Annotated in this window: 21 protein-coding genes; 7 read left to right on the top strand and 14 right to left on the bottom strand. The window is 37.7% G+C overall.

The annotated features are described in order from the left end of the window. Positions 1-32 precede the first annotated feature (32 nt). Positions 33-737: a porin family protein gene (locus NOX80_RS01850; RefSeq protein WP_256551640.1), complete on the top strand. Its 705-nt coding sequence runs from the start codon at positions 33-35 to the stop codon at positions 735-737. Here NOX80_RS01850 and NOX80_RS01845 read toward each other — a convergent pair whose 3' ends face one another. The 6 genes from NOX80_RS01845 to NOX80_RS01820 form a co-directional block, all read right to left on the bottom strand. Beyond that, positions 738-1,352, bottom strand: a complete 615-nt coding sequence (locus NOX80_RS01845; RefSeq protein ID WP_256551639.1) for a hypothetical protein — start codon at positions 1,350-1,352, stop codon at positions 738-740. A gap of 26 nt (positions 1,353-1,378) precedes the next feature. After that, positions 1,379-2,842, bottom strand: a complete 1,464-nt coding sequence (gene rpoN / locus NOX80_RS01840) for an RNA polymerase factor sigma-54 (protein WP_256551638.1) — start codon at positions 2,840-2,842, stop codon at positions 1,379-1,381. Between the two features lie 205 nt (positions 2,843-3,047). Beyond that, the gene (gene asnS, locus NOX80_RS01835) at positions 3,048-4,481 is read right to left on the bottom strand and encodes an asparagine--tRNA ligase (RefSeq protein ID WP_256551637.1); all 1,434 of its coding nucleotides are present in this window, start codon (positions 4,479-4,481) and stop codon (positions 3,048-3,050) included. A 160-nt stretch (positions 4,482-4,641) separates the two neighbouring features. Then, positions 4,642-5,205 (bottom strand): ribosome recycling factor, encoded by a 564-nt coding sequence (frr, locus tag NOX80_RS01830; protein ID WP_256551636.1) that lies wholly within the window; start codon positions 5,203-5,205, stop codon positions 4,642-4,644. Between the two features lie 24 nt (positions 5,206-5,229). After that, a complete protein-coding gene (gene pyrH, locus NOX80_RS01825) occupies positions 5,230-5,937 on the bottom strand; it encodes a UMP kinase (RefSeq protein WP_256551635.1) in 708 nt (235 codons plus the stop codon). A 109-nt stretch (positions 5,938-6,046) separates the two neighbouring features. Continuing rightward, the gene (locus NOX80_RS01820; protein WP_256551634.1) at positions 6,047-6,826 is read right to left on the bottom strand and encodes a patatin-like phospholipase family protein; all 780 of its coding nucleotides are present in this window, start codon (positions 6,824-6,826) and stop codon (positions 6,047-6,049) included. Positions 6,827-6,935: 109 nt separating this feature from the next. On the opposite strand from NOX80_RS01820, the gene NOX80_RS01815 reads away from it, so the two are divergent. Continuing rightward, positions 6,936-7,538 carry a thioredoxin family protein gene (locus NOX80_RS01815; RefSeq protein ID WP_256551633.1) on the top strand — a complete coding sequence of 201 codons (603 nt, stop codon included), beginning with the start codon at positions 6,936-6,938 and terminating at the stop codon, positions 7,536-7,538. Positions 7,539-7,572: 34 nt separating this feature from the next. Here the strand turns inward: NOX80_RS01815 and truB are convergent, their stop codons facing one another. The 4 genes from truB to NOX80_RS01795 are packed head-to-tail and all read right to left on the bottom strand — an operon-like array spanning position 7,573 to position 10,251. Next, on the bottom strand, positions 7,573-8,277 hold the full coding sequence (gene truB, locus NOX80_RS01810) for a tRNA pseudouridine(55) synthase TruB (protein WP_256551632.1): 705 nt from the start codon (positions 8,275-8,277) through the stop codon (positions 7,573-7,575). Beyond that, positions 8,277-9,095, bottom strand: a complete 819-nt coding sequence (locus tag NOX80_RS01805) for an undecaprenyl-diphosphate phosphatase (RefSeq protein WP_256551631.1) — start codon at positions 9,093-9,095, stop codon at positions 8,277-8,279. Before NOX80_RS01805 ends, truB begins: the two co-directional genes overlap by 1 nt. After that, positions 9,096-9,353 carry a DUF3098 domain-containing protein gene (locus tag NOX80_RS01800; protein WP_256551630.1) on the bottom strand — a complete coding sequence of 86 codons (258 nt, stop codon included), beginning with the start codon at positions 9,351-9,353 and terminating at the stop codon, positions 9,096-9,098. Positions 9,354-9,375: 22 nt separating this feature from the next. Beyond that, a complete protein-coding gene (locus tag NOX80_RS01795) occupies positions 9,376-10,251 on the bottom strand; it encodes a cell division protein FtsX (protein WP_256551629.1) in 876 nt (291 codons plus the stop codon). A 183-nt stretch (positions 10,252-10,434) separates the two neighbouring features. Here NOX80_RS01795 and NOX80_RS01790 point away from each other — a divergent pair, with 183 nt between their 5' ends. Further along, entirely contained in the window at positions 10,435-13,344 is a 2,910-nt protein-coding gene (locus tag NOX80_RS01790; protein ID WP_256551628.1) for a leucine--tRNA ligase, read from the top strand. 95 nt (positions 13,345-13,439) lie between these two features. After that, on the top strand, positions 13,440-14,135 hold the full coding sequence (locus NOX80_RS01785; protein ID WP_256551627.1) for a zinc metallopeptidase: 696 nt from the start codon (positions 13,440-13,442) through the stop codon (positions 14,133-14,135). A gap of 49 nt (positions 14,136-14,184) precedes the next feature. On the opposite strand, the gene NOX80_RS01780 is transcribed toward NOX80_RS01785, so the two are convergent. Together NOX80_RS01780 and NOX80_RS01775 are read right to left on the bottom strand one after the other, a co-directional pair. Further along, on the bottom strand, positions 14,185-14,655 hold the full coding sequence (locus NOX80_RS01780; RefSeq protein WP_136403967.1) for an Lrp/AsnC family transcriptional regulator: 471 nt from the start codon (positions 14,653-14,655) through the stop codon (positions 14,185-14,187). 85 nt (positions 14,656-14,740) lie between these two features. Further along, complete coding sequence (locus NOX80_RS01775) at positions 14,741-16,093, bottom strand: saccharopine dehydrogenase family protein (RefSeq protein WP_256551626.1); 1,353 nt, start codon at positions 16,091-16,093, stop codon at positions 14,741-14,743. A 136-nt stretch (positions 16,094-16,229) separates the two neighbouring features. On the opposite strand from NOX80_RS01775, the gene NOX80_RS01770 reads away from it, so the two are divergent. After that, positions 16,230-16,616 carry a DUF423 domain-containing protein gene (locus NOX80_RS01770; protein WP_256551625.1) on the top strand — a complete coding sequence of 129 codons (387 nt, stop codon included), beginning with the start codon at positions 16,230-16,232 and terminating at the stop codon, positions 16,614-16,616. A gap of 80 nt (positions 16,617-16,696) precedes the next feature. Continuing rightward, on the top strand, positions 16,697-18,310 hold the full coding sequence (gene pckA / locus NOX80_RS01765; protein WP_256551624.1) for a phosphoenolpyruvate carboxykinase (ATP): 1,614 nt from the start codon (positions 16,697-16,699) through the stop codon (positions 18,308-18,310). Positions 18,311-18,857: 547 nt separating this feature from the next. On the opposite strand, the gene NOX80_RS01760 is transcribed toward pckA, so the two are convergent. Both NOX80_RS01760 and NOX80_RS01755 read right to left on the bottom strand, forming a co-directional pair. Then, positions 18,858-19,616: a uroporphyrinogen-III synthase gene (locus NOX80_RS01760; RefSeq protein ID WP_256551623.1), complete on the bottom strand. Its 759-nt coding sequence runs from the start codon at positions 19,614-19,616 to the stop codon at positions 18,858-18,860. A 20-nt stretch (positions 19,617-19,636) separates the two neighbouring features. Beyond that, positions 19,637-20,302 carry a DUF4271 domain-containing protein gene (locus NOX80_RS01755; protein ID WP_256551622.1) on the bottom strand — a complete coding sequence of 222 codons (666 nt, stop codon included), beginning with the start codon at positions 20,300-20,302 and terminating at the stop codon, positions 19,637-19,639. A 106-nt stretch (positions 20,303-20,408) separates the two neighbouring features. On the opposite strand from NOX80_RS01755, the gene NOX80_RS01750 reads away from it, so the two are divergent. Then, entirely contained in the window at positions 20,409-21,131 is a 723-nt protein-coding gene (locus NOX80_RS01750) for a polyprenol monophosphomannose synthase (RefSeq protein ID WP_256551621.1), read from the top strand. The last annotated feature ends 5 nt before the right edge of the window (positions 21,132-21,136 follow it).

Raw genomic sequence — 21,136 nt, 5'->3', positions numbered from 1 at the left:
TTTTACTACTTTAGTACAGAAATATGTAAAGTATGATTAAAGCTGGCCTGCTCTATATTTTATTACTTCTTCCGATAGCCGGAATTTGGGCACAAACCGAAGAAACGGAAAAAAAAGAAGAGGTAAAGAAAGTTGTTGTTGACTCATTATACAGAGAAGATCAGTTCTATGTCAGTATAGCTTATAATTTATTGACCAACAGTCCGGCCGGATTTTCGCAAAATTCCTTTTCTCTGGGATTAAGTGCCGGTTTTCTAAGAGATATCCCGCTTAACAAAAAAAGAACTTTCGCAATAGCACCGGGTTTGGGCTATACTTTCAATAGTTTTCGTCAGAATATGAAAATTATGGAACAGGAAAATGTTGTGAATTATTCGATCAGTTCCGATTTCGACCGAAATAAGCTGGAAACACATTATCTGGATATTCCGATTGAAGTGCGTTGGCGAACTTCAACACCCGAAAGTCATAAATTCTGGAGAATCTATTCCGGTTTTAAATTCAGTTACCTGATGTATAGCAAATCGGTATTCACCGGTAGCAGTGAAAAAATCAAAGTATTTAATAATTCCGATCTGAATAAAATTCAATACGGACCATATGTTGGTATCGGGTATAATACTTTTAATGCTTATGCTTATTATGGCTTAAATCCACTTTTTAAATCCGGGGAAATTGACGGCGAAAAAATTAAGATTAATGTTTTTAGCTTCCTGGTGATTTTCTATATTCTATAGTTATATCCAATAATACCACAATCCGATTTGCGGCAAAGCGCCGATTAATATTCCGATGATAATTTCTTTCATCGAATGGGCTTGCATGGATAAACGGGAAGAAGCGACCAAACCGATACTACAGATCGCAAATGCAATCAGGTTAATAAACCGGATATGATAATGCATCGAAATTCCGATGATAAAAAGGGTAATTCCGACAATCCCGATCATATGCAGACTGGCCTTAAAATGGAATAACAAGAGTAATAAAGCTAAGACAGAACTGATTAAAGCGCCCAGGAAAAAGAAATACAATTCCGGAATGGGCAGCATAGTCAGAGAATGCTCAATTAGTACCAAAAAAAACATCGCCTGAAAAGCCAATGGTAAACGGCGCTCTTTTTTTTCGGACATCATAATTCCGGATCGGATCAGGCCCAGTGATTTTAGAAGAAAGTAGGTGGAAACCGGTAAAAACAGCGTTAAAATAACCACCTGAAACAGGATGAGGTAAATTTCATGCGGGTAAAAATAACTTCGGGTCACAAAAAAATAAAACAGCGTAGCGTAAACCGAAATAAACAAGGGATGAAACAAATAAGAGAATAGCGGGAAAATCTTTTTGAAATCCATTGTGATAAATAGGTTAGGTCAGCAAATTATATTTTCTTTCTCATTCGAGCCACCGGAATGTCCAGTTGCTCGCGATATTTAGCAATCGTTCTTCTTGCAATCGGATAGCCTTTTTCTTTTAGAATGTCAGCTAACTTATCATCAGGAAGCGGTTTGCTTTTATCTTCGTCTTCAATTACATTTTGTAATATCTTTTTGATCTCAATTGTAGAAACATCTTCGCCCTGATCGTTTTTCATCGCCTCAGAAAAGAATTCTTTAATCAGCTTTGTGCCGTAAGGTGTTTCAACATATTTACTGTTGGCTACCCGTGAAACGGTCGAAATATCCAAACCAACCATATCCGCAATATCTTTTAAGATCATCGGTTTAAGTTTGGTTTCGTCACCGTCAAGGAAATATTCCTCTTGGTAGTGCATAATCGCATTCATGGTAACAAATAAAGTTTCGTTACGCTGTTTGATCGCATCGATAAACCATTTAGCGGAATCCAGCTTTTGTTTGATAAACTGAACGGCATCTTTTTGGGAATTCGATTTTTCGCGCGATTCCTTATAGGTTTGCAGCATTTCCTGATAATCTTTGGAAACGTGTAATTCCGGAGCATTTCTGCCGTTTAGGGAAAGTTCCAGTTCACCGTCGATAAGGCGTATGGAAAAGTCCGGTACCACATGTTCGACCGTTCTGGAATTGGTGTCGAAAGAACCACCCGGTTTCGGGTTTAATTTTTCAATTTCGTCAATTGCCTTGCGAAGCTGTTCCTGTGTGATATCGTATTTCTGTAGTAACTTGTCGTAATGTTTTTTGGTAAAAGCATCGAATTGATTTTCAAGAATATCAATAGCCAGTTCGATCGCTTCTGTTGGTGTTTTATGGCGAAGCTGTAATAATAAACACTCCTGTAAATCGCGGGCACCGACACCCGATGGCTCCAGTTCGTGGATGATATTAAGGATTCGCTCTACATTTTTCTCATCGGTATAAATTCCTTGTGTAAAAGCCATATCGTCTACAATATCCTGAATATCGCGACGGATATACCCCATGTCATCAATACTACCGACTAAAAATTCGGCGATTTCGCGTTCACTGTCCGAAAGAATAAAAGTGTTTAATTGGTTGATCAAATCCTGATGAAAACTAACCGGTGCGGCAAACGGCAGACTTCTGTCTTCATCGTCATCACTGTAATTGTTAGCTTGTAATTTATAATCAGGCGTTTCATCGTCACTCAAATACTCATCAATATTGATTTCGTCGGCATCAATACGTTCGTTGTCGAAATCATCATATTCATCATAATCATCATCTGCATAATCGTCGTGATCTGCCGATTCTTCTTTACCGGCTTCCAAAGCCGGATTCTCAACTAATTCTTCTTTTAGCCGTTGTTCAAAAGCTTGTGTAGGCAATTGAATCAGCTTCATCAGTTGAATTTGCTGAGGAGATAATTTCTGTGATAATTTGAGTTGTAAATGTTGTTTAAGCATTTTTATTATGTATTCGGTTATTGGTTAATCAGGGTTGCTGTGATGCAGACATAATAAATTAACCTTTGCCAAATTATTATCTTCAAAAATAATAAAAAATTTAGCAAAGGTTACTATTTCTTTGGCTGGTACTGTAACAGAGTGTGAAAATTAACACATTTTCATCAGCAGGTTAAAGCAGCCTGATTATTAAAAATATTCAGTATTAAAATTCAGCGTTTTGCGGTGTTCTCGGGAACGGAATTACGTCACGGATGTTTGACATTCCGGTCACAAATAATACCAGTCTTTCAAAACCAAGTCCGAAACCACTGTGAACAGCTGTTCCGAAACGACGGGTATCCAGATACCACCATAGTTCTTTTTCATCGATTCCAAGGTCTGCGATTTTTTGTAACAATACGTCCAAACGCTCTTCTCTTTGTGAACCTCCGACAATCTCTCCGATACCTGGAAAAAGAATGTCCATGGCGCGTACCGTTTTTCCGTCTTCATTTAAACGCATGTAGAAAGCCTTGATTTTAGCCGGATAATCAAATAGAATTACCGGGCATTTAAAGTGCTTTTCAACAAGGTAACGCTCGTGCTCACTTTGTAAGTCAGCACCCCATTCGTCGATGATATAGTTGAATTTTTTGTTTTTATTCGGTTTTGAGCTTTTTAAAATGTCAATTGCTTCCGTATAGCTTACACGTTTGAAGTTATTGTCCATTACAAAGCTTAATTTTTCCAATAGCGCCATTTCACTTCTTTCCGCCTGTGGTTTTGATTTCTCTTCATCCAGTAAGCGTTGCTCCAGGAATTTTAAGTCATCACCACATTTATCAACAGTATATTTAATAACATATTTGATAAAATCTTCCGCTAGATCCATGTTGTCCGCCAGGTTGTTAAAAGCAACTTCAGGCTCGATCATCCAGAATTCAGCTAAGTGACGTGATGTATTCGAATTTTCAGCTCTGAATGTAGGGCCGAATGTATAAATCTGACCTAAAGCCATTGCATACGTTTCTCCTTCCAGCTGACCGGAAACGGTTAAGTTGGTTTCTTTGCCGAAGAAATCTTCTTTAAAGTTTACTTTTCCGTCTTCCGTTCTTGGCGTACCGTCAAAAGGAAGTGCTGTTACGCGGAACATTTCTCCCGCACCTTCCGCATCAGATCCGGTAATAATAGGCGTGTTTACATAGAAAAACCCTTTTTCCTGAAAATATTGATGTACGGCAAATGACAAGGTAGAACGTACTCGCATGATGGCTCCGAAAGCATTTGTACGGATGCGTAAATGGGCATTTTCACGTAAAAATTCCAATGAGTGTTTCTTAGGTTGCATCGGATATTTTTCCGGATCGGAATCACCTAGGATTTCCAATTTGGTCACCTGGATTTCTACAGATTGTCCGGCACCCTGACTTTCTACTAAAGTTCCGGTAATACTAACGGCTGCACCGGTAGTGATTCTTTTTAGGATTTCATCCGGAGTATTTTCAAAATCAACAACGCACTGAATATTATTTATCGTAGAACCGTCATTTAACGCGATAAACTGATTATTTCTAAATGTTCTAACCCAACCTTTTGCTTTTACTTCATGTAATGTCTTCGTACCGTTTAGCAGGTCTTTAACTTTAGTGTGCTTCATTGTAGTGATTTTTATATTGATTTTAGTTGAAAAAAAATTATAGTGCCCGCAAAGGTAATAAAAAGCCTGTCAAAAAGATAGCTTCTTAATTGAATTTAAAACCAGAGCAGACTATAAAAGATGTATCAATAAAAAATCCGCTGTTGAGCGGATCTTTTACTTATACTTTCATGATTTCGGCTTCTTTTGTTACCAAAGCCTCATCAATTTTTTTAATGTAAATATCCGTTAATTTCTGAACGTCTTCTTCAGCGCTTTTACAAATGTCTTCTGAAGTTCCGTCTTTTTCTAATTTTTTAATTTCGGTATTTGCCTCTTTTCTGGCATTACGGATGCTGATTTTAGCATCTTCCGCTTCCGATTTGGCTTGTTTTACTAAGTCACGACGACGCTCTTCGGTTAATGGCGGAACACTAATAATGATATTGTCTCCGTTATTCATCGGATTAAAACCAAGATTGGCAATCATAATGGCTTTTTCGATAGGTTGTAACATGGCTTTTTCCCATGGCGTAACAGTAATCGTACGCGCATCCGGCGTATTTACGTTGGCCACCTGAGAAAGGGGTGTCTGCGAACCGTAATAGTCTACAAAAACACTACCCAGCATTTGAGGAGAAGCTTTCCCGGCACGAATGTTCAGGAATGATTTTTCCAGGTGAGCTAAAGAATCGTTCATGGATTCTTTTGTACTATCTAAAACAAAATTAATTTCTTCCGTCATGATACTAATTTTTATAATTCAAAATTAAATATTTACAGTTGTACCAACTGTTTCTCCTTCACAAACTTTTAATAAATTACCTTCTTTATTCATGTCGAAAACGATAATAGGCAATTCGTTTTCCTGACTTAATGTAAAGGCAGTTGTGTCCATTACATTTAGACCTTTTTTCAATACATCATCAAACGTGATATTGTCGAATTTCACGGCATTTGCATCTTTTTCCGGATCGGCAGTATATACTCCGTCTACGCGTGTTCCTTTCAGGATAACATCAGCATTAATTTCAACACCTCTTAAAACTGCGGCAGTATCGGTTGTGAAATAAGGATTACCGGTTCCGGCTCCGAAGATAACAATTCTTCCTTTTTCAAGATGACGTACAGCTCTTCTTTTAATATAAGGTTCAGCGATAGCCTCGATCTTTAACGCTGTTTGTAAACGGGTTTGCATTCCGGCTTCTTCCAAAGCACCTTGTAAAGCCATTCCGTTAATTACAGTAGCTAACATTCCCATATAATCCCCCTGAACTCTATCCATTCCGTTACTGGCTCCGGCTACACCTCTAAAAATGTTTCCGCCTCCGATAACAATAGCGATTTCAACACCTTTATCATGGATTTGTTTGATTTCAGTCGCATATTCAGCTAATCTTTTCGGATCAATACCATATTGTCGCTCACCCATTAAAGCTTCACCACTTAATTTCAAAAGGATTCTTTTGTATTTCATTGCAAGTTTTGTTTAGTGGTGCAAATATAGTTATTATCTGTTTTTTTAAAACGAACTCCGTAAATATTTCTTTAACAAGCGGAGAGCGTGAAATAAAAACAGGGTTGTCTTACAATTTTAATTCAAGATACGATTTTTTTGCAGCTTCATATCCGATATTAAAAATGGTTTCCATCCGGTTTTTATTGGTTTCAAACGTACTGAAAATACTCAGTTCCTCCGGCTCGATAACCCAATCACAGTTGTTGAATTTCTGCATATTGGAATTAGCGGAAAGTAAATCGAAAGCCCTTGTGGTTACTGCTTTTATTGAGGATAAGTCTTTAGCTTCAATTTTTTGGATCGGACTTACATAAACACCGATAAGGGTATCACAACGACCTTGCAGGATATCTGTCGGGAAATGATTCAGAATTCCGCCGTCACTGTAAATACTTCCTTTGATTTCATAAGGTGACATTACACCGGGGAAAGAGGAGGAAGCCAGAATCGCATCCACAATTTTGGTATCGGGACTGAAAATTTTTAGTTTCCCTTTAACCATATCCGTTGCAGTGATATGCGTTTGGACTTTTAAATCGGCTAAAGTGGCTTCTTCAAAAATGGAGGAAAAATATTTTTTAAACGACTCTGAATCGATCAGTCCGGCTTTTTTTAGCGTAAAATGTTTCCAATGGAAAAAATAAATTGACTTAAAGAATTCCAGAATCTGCTCGGGTGACTTGCCCCAGGCGTATAAAGCTCCGATGATTGATCCGGCGCTGGTTCCGGCTATCTGAATCGGGCGGATGTTTATTTCTTCTAAAAATTTAAGCGCGCCGGCATGGGCTAATCCTTTGGTACCGCCACCGGAAAGGATCAGACCAATTGATTTAGTTTGTAAATCCATCTCTGTTGTAAAAAGATAAAGTTACACTTTTTGTCCATTCGATTGTTACTTTTGTTACTTTTTAATGAGGCCATTTGCGCTACCTTTGTAGGGCATAATAAACAATAAAATGGAGACATATATTGAAGACAGCCTGAAAAGAAGTTATTCGTATCAGGAGTATAGAGAATTGGTGACGAAATTGTTGAAAGAAGGAAAGTCAACCGGAAATGAACAGTCGGACGATTTGTTGCATTACAGTGAATTGAATGAGGTTCGTATGAATCGTCTTGATAAAACAATAGCCGTTCCGGATGTTATTAATGACGGATTAAAGCATATTGAAAAAAAATACATCTGGTTAGTTCTTTCGGAAGGATGGTGTGGTGATGCAGCTCAAATTTTACCGATATTGCATAAGATGGAAGTGTCGGCACCGAATATTGATATGAAAATCGTGTTTAGGGATGAAAATGAAGTGTTGATGGATCGTTTCCTGACAAACGGCGGAAGATCAATACCGAAATTAATCGTGCTTGATGCTGCAACAAATGATGTTTTAGGGGATTGGGGACCACGTCCGGCCGAAGCTAAACAATTAATCATCGATTATAAAGCGAAACATGGCGTAATTGATGAGACAGCTAAAACGGATTTGCAAAAATGGTATTTAAAAGATAAAGGATTGTCGACGCAACAAGAATTACTGGAGTTGATGCAAGGCTTGAAATAATTGAAAAAGGTACTCATTGAGTACCTTTTTTATTTTAAGATTGTGGTGTGACAGATGCTTCAAAATCGGTAACCGGCATGGCATTGTCAACAGAATAGTCTCCGATCTTAGTGCGTCGCAATGCGGTTAAATGTGCTCCGGACTGTAAAGCTAAACCATAATCGTAAGCCAGCGAACGAATATAAGTTCCTTTGCTGCAAACGACTCTGAAATCCACTTCCGGTAATGCGATACGGGTGATTTCAAATTCATGAATAACGGTTTTACGGGCGGCGATTTCAACTTCTTCTCCTTTTCGCGCATGTTCATATAAACGTTTTCCGTCTTTTTTAATCGCTGAGAATACCGGTGGTTTTTGATCGATTTCGCCTAAAAATTGGGCTATCGTCTCATATAGCAATTCTTCGGTAATATGTTCCGTTGGAAAAGTTGCGTCAATTTCGGTTTCCAAATCATAGGACGGAGTAGTAGCGCCAATATGAAAAGTTCCGGTGTATTCTTTAATCATGCCCTGCAATTCCGGAATACGCTTGGTGAATTTTCCGGTGCAGACAATCAACAGGCCGGTTGCTAACGGATCCAATGTTCCGGCATGTCCGACCTTAATTTTTTTTAAGTCCAGGTGTTTTTTAAGTGACCATTTGATCTTGTTTACAGCCTGGAATGATGACCAGTTTAGCGGTTTGTCAATTAGAAGTACCTGGCCTTCCTGAAATTGTTCAGCGGTTAAGGACTCCATTATTTAGCAGAATAAAAATAAATTAATAAACCGATTCCGATGATAATCCGGTACCAGCCCCAAAATTTAAAACCATATTTGGTCAGGACGCTGATAAACGTTTTTACGGCGACTAATGCAACAATAAAAGCAACAATATTACCAATAAGGAATAGTATAATGTGATCTTGATCCTGTAAGATCATTTCGTAACCTTTCATTTCTGTCGGTGTTCCTTTTCCCCATGTTTTTACAAAGATGGAATATACGGTAACGGCCAGCATAGTCGGTACGGCAAGGAAAAAAGAAAACTCAGCGGCTGCTTTTCGGCTTAAACCTTGTGTCATACCGCCGATTATAGATGCAGCTGATCGTGAAGTTCCCGGCATCATTGCTAAACATTGCCAAAAACCGATAGTAATTGCTTTCTTAAAAGTTATCTCTTTTTCATCGTGAATTTTAGGATCTTTAAAGCGCTTGTCTATAAATAATAAGACAACACCGCCTAAAACCAAAACAGATGATATGGCAATTTGATTGCCTAATACAGCTTCGATTTTGTCATCGAAAAGATAACCTAAAACTAATGCAGGAATTACTGCAAAAGCCAGTTTGAAATAAAAATTGAAATTAGAGAAGTCGAAAAACTTTCTCCAGTATAAAACCACAATGGATAATATGGCGCCAAATTGAATGGAAACCTGGAACATTTTTAAAAATTCGGTTTCTTCCATTCCCAATAAAGCGGCAGTAAAGCCCATATGTGCGGTGGAAGAAATCGGTAAATACTCAGTCAGGCCTTCAATTATGGCAATAATAAGCGCTTGTAATAAATCCATTTAATTCTTGTAAGTATCCTTTTTAGGGTTTTTTATTATTGCATAAATGGTAATTCCGAAACCGATCAGTACAACTGTCGGAGCCAATTTGATTCGTCTGAAATCAAAAATATCCGTACTGAAAACGTTCGGGTCATTACTACCTCCGCCGGACATCAGGATAAAACCTAAACCAATTACGGCAAGACCGATAAAAAGGATTTTATAATTAAGACCTTCAAAAAGAAAGTCGTGCTTGTGCTTGTTTTCGTTTTCCATTATTGTATACAATTGATGACTCTTAATATAAATCGTCGGTTCTTAAATTTAAAAAGCGTTGTGTAGCGAAGAAAGTGCTGATCCAGGTAATGATAATACCGACAACCAGAACGCCGGCCAAAACAATTCCTGTGGAAAGATAATCAGTAGCGATACCCAGACTTGGGAATTGTCCGTCAACATAAAAAACAAGTCCGATTAAAGCGGCAATAGCCAATCCGGAACCGATTAATCCCAATTTAATACTTCTCCAGATAAACGGTTTTCGAATAAAGGATTTAGTAGCACCAACCATTTGCATTGTTTTAATGATAAAACGATTGGAGTGGATGGATAATCGCAATGAACTATTGATAAGCAGCATCGCCACAAAAGCCAATACACCGCTGACAATTAAAATCCAAAAAGTGATCTTTTTTACGTTTTCATTTACAAGGTCAACCAATTGTTTGTCGTAAATGACTTCCGTTACCATTGGATTTTTACGGATCTCACCTTCAATTTCTTTAATACTGTCAGAAACTACATAATTTCCTTTTAAGTGAATGTCATACGAGTTTTGTAGCGGGTTAAACCCTAAAAACTCCATAAAATCCTCGCCGATAATGTCTTTGTGTTTTTTGGCCGCATCGTCTTTCGAAACAAAAGATTGATCTTTTACATAATTTGAGGTCGTTAATTGGGTACCGAACGCTTTTAAAATACTATCGTTTGCCTCGTTGTTAAAATAAACGGACATAGGAATATTCTCTTTAAAATCGTTGGAAATCTTTTCTGAATTAATAACAAAAAGCCCCAATGCACCTAAAAGGAATAACACAAGGAAAATACTTAGAATAACCGAAAAATAGGAAGAAATAAGTCTGCGTTTTTGATACTTTTCAAAAGATGTAGCCATAGAATCTGTTTTAAGCCGTAAAAATAAGAAAGAAAATTGTTTTTGAGGTTTATAACGTTCAAAGTTTTAACTTTCTTATAAATATAGTGTAAATTTGCCTGCCTGAAAACCAAAGCCTGGAATTCGGGGAATAGAAGAATAACATGGCCGGGGGGATTCCCGGTATTATAGCAATTCAGAGTAATGAAGTACAATCCAAACGTAATTGAAGCCAAATGGCAAAAGTACTGGTCCGAGAACCAGACCTTTAAAGCAGAAAACAATTCAGCTAAGCCTAAGTATTTTGTATTAGATATGTTTCCGTACCCATCAGGTGCCGGACTGCATGTTGGTCATCCGCTCGGATATATCGCTTCCGATATCTATGCAAGATACAAACGCCACACAGGATTCAATGTGTTACATCCGCAAGGATATGACAGTTTCGGATTACCGGCTGAGCAATATGCTATTCAGACCGGACAACATCCTGAAAAAACAACCAAAGAAAACATTGCCCGTTATCGCGAACAATTGGATAAAATCGGTTTTTCGTTCGACTGGAGCCGTGAAGTACGTACTTCCAATCCGGAATATTATAAGTGGACACAATGGATCTTTATCCAGTTGTTTAATTCATGGTATAATAACGATAGCGATAAGGCGGAAGATATCAGTACGCTAACAGCTCTTTTTGAAAAAGAAGGTAACGCAAAAGTAAATGCAGTTTGCGATGATGCTATTGTATCATTTACGGCAGCAGAATGGAATGCTTTTACTGCTGAAGAGAAAGAAAAAATCATGTTGCAATATCGTTTGACCTATCTGGCGGAAACAGAAGTAAACTGGTGTCCGGCTTTAGGAACGGTATTGGCTAACGACGAAATTATAAATGGGGTATCCGAACGCGGAGGTCACCCGGTGATCCGTAAAAAGATGACACAATGGAGTATGCGTATTTCTGCGTATGCTGAAAGATTGTTACAAGGATTGGAAACAATCGACTGGAGCGAAAGTATCAAGGAAAGTCAGCGAAACTGGATCGGGAAATCGGTTGGAGCAGCTGTGACTTTTAATCTGAAAGGCCATGAAGAAACAATCGAAGTGTTTACAACGCGTCCTGATACCATTTTTGGTGTAACTTTTATGACATTAGCACCGGAACACGATTTAGTAGCTAAAATTACAACGCCGGAACAAAAACAAGCAGTTGATACGTATGTTGAAGCAACGGCAAAACGTAGCGAAAGAGATCGTATGGCCGATGTAAAAACCATTTCCGGAGTATTTACCGGAGCGTATGCCGAGCATCCGTTTACAAAAGAACCGATTCCGGTTTGGATTGGTGATTATGTATTGGCCGGATATGGAACAGGAGCGGTAATGGCGGTGCCTTGCGGTGATGAAAGAGATTATGCTTTTGCCAATCATTTTAATATTCCGATTAAAAATATTTTCGAAGGCGTGGATATTTCGGAAACAGCTTATTCGGATAAAGAAAATACAATTATAGCCGATTCGGATTTTCTGAACGGATTAAATTATAAAAAAGCAACCCAAAAGGCGATTGAAGCTTTGGAACAATTGGGACAAGGGAAAGGAAAAACGAATTACCGTTTGCGGGATGCCGTTTTTTCCAGACAACGTTATTGGGGAGAACCGTTCCCGGTATATTATGTGAATGGTTTACCGAAGATGATCGAAACAGAACATTTGCCGATCATTTTACCGGAGGTAGAAAAATACCTGCCAACGGAAGACGGGCAACCGCCGTTAGGAAATGCAACGGTTTGGGCCTGGGATACGGTAAATCATAAGGTGGTTGATAATGATAAAATTAATCATGTAACGGTGTTCCCGTTGGAATTAAACACAATGCCGGGTTGGGCAGGAAGCTCCTGGTATTGGATGCGTTATATGGATGCACATAATACAGAAGCATTCGCCTCAAAAGAAGCATTGCAATATTGGGAAAATGTTGACTTGTATATCGGTGGAAACGAACATGCTACCGGACACTTGTTATATTCCCGATTCTGGAATAAATTCTTAAAAGATAAAAATCTGGCACCGACGGAAGAGCCGTTTAAAAAGTTGATCAATCAAGGGATGATTTTAGGAACTAGTGCCTTTGTATACCGATTTACAATCGGATCTACGGTATTGTTTGCATCTAAAAATCTATTGATTGAACAAGGTGATCAGTTAGGTGTTTGTGTTGTATTTGATAGTGCGCAAAATAAATATGTAACTACGCAAAATCACGCAGACTTTGTTCCTGTATTAAAAATCCATGCCGATGTAAATCTGGTAAATGCTTCAGATGAATTGGATGTAGAAGCGTTTAAAAACCATGCTTTATATCAGGATTATAAAGAAGCGATTTTTATAACAAATGAAAATGATAAATACATTGTAGGGCGTGAAGTAGAAAAAATGTCCAAGTCGAAATATAATGTAGTAAACCCTGATGATATTTGCGAGCAATACGGAGCGGATACGCTACGTTTGTACGAAATGTTCTTAGGTCCGTTAGAACAGGCTAAACCGTGGAATACAGCCGGAATTACCGGAGTTTCCGGATTCCTGAAAAAACTATGGCGTTTGTATTTCGATGACAACGGTTTGATTGTAACCCATAACGAACCAGGCAAGGATGCGTTAAAGACGCTACATAAAACGATTAAAAAAGTACAGGAAGATATTGAGAACTTCTCATTTAATACCTCTGTATCCGGATTTATGATTGCGGTAAACGAATTATCGGCACTAAAATGCAATGAAAAAGCAATTTTAGAACCGTTAGCGATTTTGATTTCGCCTTATGCACCACACATTGCAGAAGAATTGTGGCAGGCGTTAGGAAATGAAGGCTCGATTTCGCAAGTACCGTTCCCGGTTTTCGATGCTAAGCATTTAGTGGAAAGCAGTAAGGAATATCCGGTTTCGTTTAACGGAAAGATGCGTTTTAAAATTGAGTTGCCTATGGATCTTACCGCTGAAGAAATTGAAAAAATTATCTTGGATGACGAGCGAACCAAAGCACAGCTAAACGGAAATGCACCGAAAAAAGTAGTAATCGTACCTGGTAAGATTATCAATTTAGTAGGATAATTCCGCTGACAAAGTTGCAGATTTTGTTAACGGAACGCTAATTGGCGCGCAGTTTGCTATTCTTTTTAGTAAATTAGGAACTAAAAGAAAAGAACATGCTGGGATATTATATTTTAATTGGAGCTATTGCTATAGTTAGTTGGATTGTTAGTAATCGGTTAAAGAGCAAATTTGAGGAATACTCAAAAATTCATTTGCGTAACGGGATGTCCGGAGCGGAAATTGCCGAAAAAATGCTGGCTGACAATGGAATTCGCGATGTAAGAGTTATTTCAACACCGGGAAGGTTAACCGATCATTATAATCCGGTAGATAAAACCGTAAACCTGAGTGAAGCGGTATACAACCAACGAAATGCAGCTGCGGCAGCTGTAGCAGCTCACGAATGCGGACACGCGGTACAACATGCAACTGCTTATAGTATGTTGCAGATGCGTTCTAAAATGGTGCCGATTGTTAATGTTGCTTCCGGAATGTCACAATGGTTAATCATTGGAGGATTGCTCTTAGGAGCGGCAGCTAAAATCGGATTCGGATTTTATATTGCGATTTTAGGATTGGTGTTGATGGGAATTGCAACGGCATTCAGTTTTATTACCTTACCGGTAGAATACGATGCGAGTAACAGAGCATTGGCCTGGTTGAAAAATAAAAATATGTTAAGCCAACAGGAATATGCAGGTGCGGAAGATGCTTTAAAATGGGCAGCCAGAACCTATGTGGTAGCTGCTATAGGAGCGTTAGCCTCACTATTGTACTGGGCTTTTCAGGTTTTTGGAAGAAGAGACTAAATAAAATACAATTTGAAATAAAAATCCGATGCGAAAGCATCGGATTTTTTTATAACTGAATTTGACGTTCTATTTGTTGATCAAGTGAAATAAAGGTTTCGGTACGGGAAACGCCTTCGATGGCTTGTATTTTTTTATTCAGTAACTGCATCAGATGTTCGTTATCATGGCAAATCAGTTTGATTAGGATACTCCAGTTTCCGGTGGTATAATGACATTCCAGAACTTCCGGAATCTTTTTTAATTCCCGCACGGCTTCCGGATTTCGGGACGCTTTGTCCAAATAAATACCAACAAAGGCCATAGTGCTATAGCCAAGTATTTTGTGACTTACGGTAAAACGGGATCCGGTTATCACACCGGCTTGTTCCAGTTTGCGTAATCGTTGATGAATGGCTGCTCCTGAAATTCCGATTTTACTTGCGATTTGTAATATTGGTTTACGGGCATCTTCCATCAGATAGCGAAGAATCTCTTTATCGATCCCGTCCATTTCAACTTGTAAGGAGTTTAGCTTCATTGTAAGTAAATTTATAGCTAAAGTTACAAAATGAAAGCTAAATTGAAATAAAAAAGCCTGATTATTCAATAATCAGGCTTCTCTACTATTTGTATCCTTTATAGGGAACGTCTTGTTCTTTAAAAATAACACCGTATTCTTCCAGTTCTTGTAAAATCGGAAGATATACTTCTTTGTTTATCGGAAGTTGTACACCCGGTGTTTTAATATTTCCGTTTAGGATTTGAAGTGTAGCCATTGCTACCGGTAAGCCTACGGTTTTCGCCATTGAAGTATAGGTTTGGTCATCACCGATGCAAACCATTGTGGCATCAATTTGTTTCTTTTCACCATTTACTTCGTAACCGAATTTATGATACATTACGATCATATCTTTATCGTCCGGTTCTAAAGTCCAGCTATCGGTTAGGATTTTTTCCAGAATTTGTGCCGGAGTCGCATTTTTCAGTCCGATGATCTTATTAGCATTAAACAGATCTAATTCCAGTAATTTATCCCAAACAACATCATCCTGATCGATTTTTAGGATATGACGTAATTTGATTTCAACGGAATCCGTCGGATGATACGGTAAAAACAGATTGACAAATTCGCGGTAATTCATCGTTTCAGAATTATCAATCGTGTATGAATCATCAGTCATCCCTAACTGTACAAACATGTCCCAGGCTCTGGAATATCCCACACGACGAATCGTTCCGCGGAATACGGTTAAGGCATTATCCAATCCGTAAACACTTCTGTATTTTAAAGAATCGCGGTTGGCATAACCTTCAAAACGGCCGTAACCTTCCACTTCCAAAAATTCGGTTCTTCTGAAAAGTTTGTGATACGGAATATATTTATAAGTTCCTTCCTGAATAAATTTAGCAGCACCGCCTTGTCCGGCCAATACTACATTTCTCGGATTCCAGGTAAATTTATAGTTCCATAAATTCGTATCGGATTCCGGAGCAACTAATCCGCCGCAAAATGATTCGAAAAGGATTACATTTCCGCCTTTTTCGCGAATTTCATCCAATACTTTCATGGCGCTCATATGATCAATTCCCGGATCGAGTCCGATTTCATTCATAAAAACAAGGCTGTTGGCAATTGCCGCCTCGTTTAATTCCTGCATGGCATCAGAAATATAAGAAGCTGTAACCATATGTTTTTTATACGTAATACAGTCTTTTGCTACCTCGATATGTAAAAATGCCGGAAGCATAGAGATTACAATATCAGCTTTCTGAATTTCAGCTTTGCGCTGTGTTTCATTGTGAATGTCAAAAGCAATTGCAGTGGCTCTCGGATGGTTGTTGGTTTTCTTTTGTGCCAGTTCCAACGACAAATCGCCGATTGTTAAATGTAAATTTTCCTGCTCTGATTTATCCAGTAGATATTTTATGAGTGACGAAGCCGAGCGGCCGGCTCCGATGATTAAAATATGTCTCATGGTGTTTGTTTGGTTGTTTGTTTTAAAAAGTCTACGAAAATAGGAATTTGTTATATTCTTTTAAAACATAAAAGATGATTAATGTCATTATTTAACTTTTTAAAATAATAGTAACTTTGGAAATAAATAGATAGCAATGAATAGAAAAATTATCGCAGCGGCTGCTTTTATGGGAGCTATCGCTATTATATTAGGTGCTTTCGGGGCACACGGGCTAAAAAAGGTATTGGATGAAACGCAATTGGCTACTTTCGAAACCGGAGTGAAATATCAGATGTATCATGCCTTGTTTCTTTTGTTTGTAGGGACAACCGCGTTGCTGACTGAAAAAACAAAGAAAATAATTTGTTATCTTACGGTTATCGGAGTGTTGCTTTTTTCCGGATCGATTTATCTGTTGGCAACAAGTCCTGCTACCGGTATCGATTTTAAATTTTTGGGACCTGTAACCCCGATCGGCGGGCTTTTAATGATATTGGCATGGATGCTACTTTTAATGCAGGTAATCAGGAAAAAAGCATAATATTTATTAAAAAAAAATTATTCTAAAATTAAATTTTTACTTTTGCGTTCTTAAATAACAAAACAACACATTTTTAAGTTATGAATGTTACGAATATAATTTCATTAGAAAAATACGGTATCAAAGACACGGTTGAAATTATTTATAACCCATCTTACGATCACCTATATAATGAAGAATTAAATCCGGAGTTAGAGGGGTATGAGAAAGGGCAGTTGACGGAGCTGGGTGCGGTTAACGTTATGACGGGTGTATTTACAGGAAGATCTCCAAAGGATAAATACATAGTTAAAGACGATATTACAAAAGATACAATTTGGTGGACATCGGAAAAAGCGGTAAACGATAATAAGCCGATTTCACAAGATACCTGGAATGCTTTAAAACAGACTACTGTAGATGAGTTATCCGGTAAGAAATTGTATGTAGTAGATGCTTTTTGTGGTGCGAACGAAAACACACGTTTAAAAGTGCGTTTTATTATGGAAGTGGCATGGCAGGCACATTTTGTAAAAAATATGTTTATCCGTCCTACGGAAGAGGAGTTGGAAAACTTCGGAGAGCCGGATTTCGTAGTAATGAACGGTTCGAAAACATCATTTAAAGATTATGCAGCACACGGATTAAATTCGGAAGTATATGTTGCATTTAACCTTACTGAAAAAATCCAGTTAATCGGAGGAACCTGGTATGGCGGTGAAATGAAAAAAGGATTGTTCTCGATGATGAACTATTACCTGCCGCTTCAGGGAATTGCTTCAATGCACTGTTCTGCTAATAAAGGTAAAGATGGTGATGTAGCTGTTTTCTTCGGATTATCAGGAACGGGGAAAACGACTTTATCAACAGATCCGAAACGTGAGTTAATCGGTGATGATGAGCACGGATGGGATAATGACGGTGTGTTTAACTTTGAAGGCGGATGTTATGCTAAAACAATCGACCTAAGTAAAGAAAACGAGCCGGATATCTTTAATGCAATCCGTAAAGATGCTTTATTAGAGAACGTAACGGTTGATGCCGACGGGAAAATTGATTTTAAAGATGGTTCAGTAACACAAAATACACGTGTGTCTTACCCGATCTATCATATTGATAATATTGTAAAACCGGTATCTAAAGCCGGACATGCTTCTAAGGTAATCTTCCTTACGGCTGATGCATTTGGAGTAATGCCGCCGGTATCGAAATTAACACCGGAGCAAACTAAATATTTCTTCCTTTCTGGTTTTACAGCTAAATTAGCAGGAACTGAGCGTGGTGTAACACAACCGGAGCCTACTTTCTCTGCGTGTTTCGGAAAAGCATTCTTATGTTTACATCCAACACAATACGGAGAGGAATTGGTGAAGAAAATGGAAGAGCACAATGCAACGGCTTATATGGTAAATACAGGTTGGAACGGAACCGGAAAACGTATTTCTATTAAAGATACCCGTGCGATCATTGATCGAATTTTAGACGGATCAATTGAAAAAGCGGATACAGAAATTGTTCCGATTTTTAATCTGGAAGTTCCTAAAGCATTAGAAGGTGTAAATACGGAAATTTTAGATCCTAGAAATACATATGCAGATGCGTCTGAATGGACAACTAAGGCTACGGATTTAGCAGGATTGTTTATTAAGAACTTTGTACAATATATCGATAATGAGGAAGGTAAGAATTTAGTTAAGGCAGGTCCGCAACTATAATACGTTTTAAGAATAAAAAAAGAGCCTTTCATTGAAAGGCTCTTTTTTTGTTAGGTCTGGTGTTGTTTTAATGTTAGGATTGGGTTATGTTAACATTTTGTGCAATCCGTAATAAATTTGTGAAAAAACCGTAATTTCTATCCTACAAAATACAGTAATTTTAAGTGGTTGTTTAAGTAAAAGTATTTTTGAATTTAACAGTTACTGGAGAGTAAGCAGTAAGCGGGGCTATCGTGTTGAAATCCAGTTGCTGTTGAAATTTTGAAAGGCTTGAGCAGTTAGAATAAAATTATTAGAATGACGGATTTATGAGTATTAAATAAAATTCGTCGGAGGTCGAAAGGCATCGGGGATTTTAAAGTCCTTTACAGATTGATCAGTTTTTTAACATATAAAGAGGCGTTGTTGCGCTATCATGCATAATCTGTTTAGATAAGATGTGTGATTAATAAATTAGTCGGATTTATCCTTTTATATATTCGATTTTGTTTTTTTGAGAGTTTAAAAAGAAAAAAGCTTCCGATTCGGAAGCTTTTTTTATTTCGTTTTATTTGTCTTTGGATTCCTTATTGGCTTTGGCGATGTATTTTTCTAAAGCCATTGTCATTGATGGTGTTTCAGGTGTAGGAGCCATGATATCAACGCGTAAACCGTTTTCTATAGCTTCTTTTTGTGTGGTGCTTCCGAAAACCGCAATACGGGTATTGTTCTGTTGGAAGTCCGGGAAGTTTTTGAACAACGATTTAATTCCGGTTGGACTAAAAAAGGCAAGAACGTCATAATAAACGTCTTTTAAGTCAGACAGGTCGCTCATTACAGTTCTGTAAAAAGTACCGGGTGTCCAGTCTACCTTTAAATTGTTTAGTGTTTGCGGAATGTCAGCGTTCAACTGATCAGATGAAGGGAGTAGGAATTTTTCATCTTTGTATTTTTTAATCAGCGGCGACAAATCAACAAAGTCCTTTTGCCCGACATAGATTTTTCGTTTTCTGTAAACAACATACTTTTGTAGATAGAAAGCGATAGCTTCAGACTGGCAGAAGTATTTCAGGTCTTCCGGGACCTTGTAGCGCATTTCCTCGGCAACTCTGAAGAAATGATCGACAGAGTTTTTACTGGTAAGAATAATGGCAGTGTAATTGTTTAAATCAATTTTTTGCTGTCTTACCTCTTTAGCAGGAACGCCCTCTACGTGAATGAATGGTCTAAAGTCGACTTTGATTTTAAGCTTTTGTTGCAACTCAAAATACGGTGAATTTTCTACTTTAGGCTCTGGTTGAGAAACCAAGATTGTTTTCACTTTCATATTAAAATAATTGTAATGCTCTAACTTTTTGTAAACCAATAATACATGAAATAATAGGGGGCTATTTCAAGAGTGCAAAGATACAAAATAAAATAGAACAGCTTGCCCAGTATTAAATTTTGATAAATCTTTAAAGTTAGTATGTAAGTTGATATGTTTATTATTAAAATAGTAATAATAACGCCTAAAATTAGGTTTTTTGATGGAAAATTATTGTAAAATAGTACTAAATTTAAGGGTAATACCAGTAAACCAATATAGGTGCGATAGTTAACTTTTTGTAAATTAAACTGTTCGTTAAACTCCTCAATGTTAAATGAAGTAGCGATGATCTTTTCGATAAGGTATTTTGATAGGATAAATACGCCCAGAAGTGTGACAATCTGGATGTAAGAAATCCAGTTGGTTTTGGTTGTGAAACCGTAATAACTCAGGATAATCTGGATAAGAAAGGCAAACGAAATCAACTGAACCAAAAACATTGAAATCGTAAACCAGCTTTGCATGTTACCGCTGTCCTTGTAAATTTTAATATATTTATCCGATATACCCAGTCGGATAAATTCGTTGAATCGGACTTCAAATATAGTTTTGTTGATGGCCAGCAAAGCAAAGCAAAGGACAAATAGTACAGTTGCCCAGTCTTTGTTTTCAATGACTCTCTCGGTAAATAGTAAATCCATCATAATGCCTGTAAAAGTACTAATTTTTAAATGGAATATTTTTATTATGCTTTTATTATGAAACAACCATCGGAAATAGTGTATTTTTGCAGGCAAATTTAGGTAAAAAATGAGCTCAGGCATAGTTGTCATTCCTACTTATAACGAAATTGAAAATATCGAAAGTATCATCAAAGCGGTATTTGATTTATCAGTTCCGTTTGATGTGCTAATTGTTGATGACAATTCTCCCGATGGTACCGCTGTAAAAGTGAAAGAATTGCAGGCGATGTTTCCGAATCGGCTGTTTCTGGAAGTCCGCCAAAAAAAGTCAGGACTGGGAACGGCTTATGTACACGGATTTAAATGGGCATTAGCGCGACATTACGATTTTGTTTTTGAAATGGATGCGGATTTTTCTCATAATCCGAAAGATCTGGAACGATTATATGCTGCCTGTGAAGAAGGAGCGGATATGGCAATCGGCTCCCGATATGTTACCGGTGTGAATGTGGTAAATTGGCCGCTAAATCGTGTGTTATTGTCCTATTTCGCTTCCGTATATGTTGATCTGATCACCGGGATGAAAATCCACGATGCAACAGCAGGCTTTATTTGCTACAGAAGACAGGTTTTAGAACAGATTAATCTGGATAAAATCAAGTTTGTCGGATATGCATTTCAAATTGAAATGAAATACAGAACATTCGTTAAGAAAAAGAAAATAGTAGAAGTGCCGATTATTTTTACCGACCGGACTAAAGGACAGTCTAAAATGAGCAATGCGATCATCAAAGAGGCCATTTTTGGTGTTATTACATTGCGATTCAAAAAAATGATAAACCGTTTATAAGACAA

Origin of the sequence: Flavobacterium cerinum, from assembly GCF_024496085.1 — a bacterium.
GTDB classification, from domain to species: domain Bacteria; phylum Bacteroidota; class Bacteroidia; order Flavobacteriales; family Flavobacteriaceae; genus Flavobacterium; species Flavobacterium cerinum_A.
Note: the sequence above shows the minus strand (reverse complement) of the source record. Positions and strands in the feature narration are given on the sequence as shown.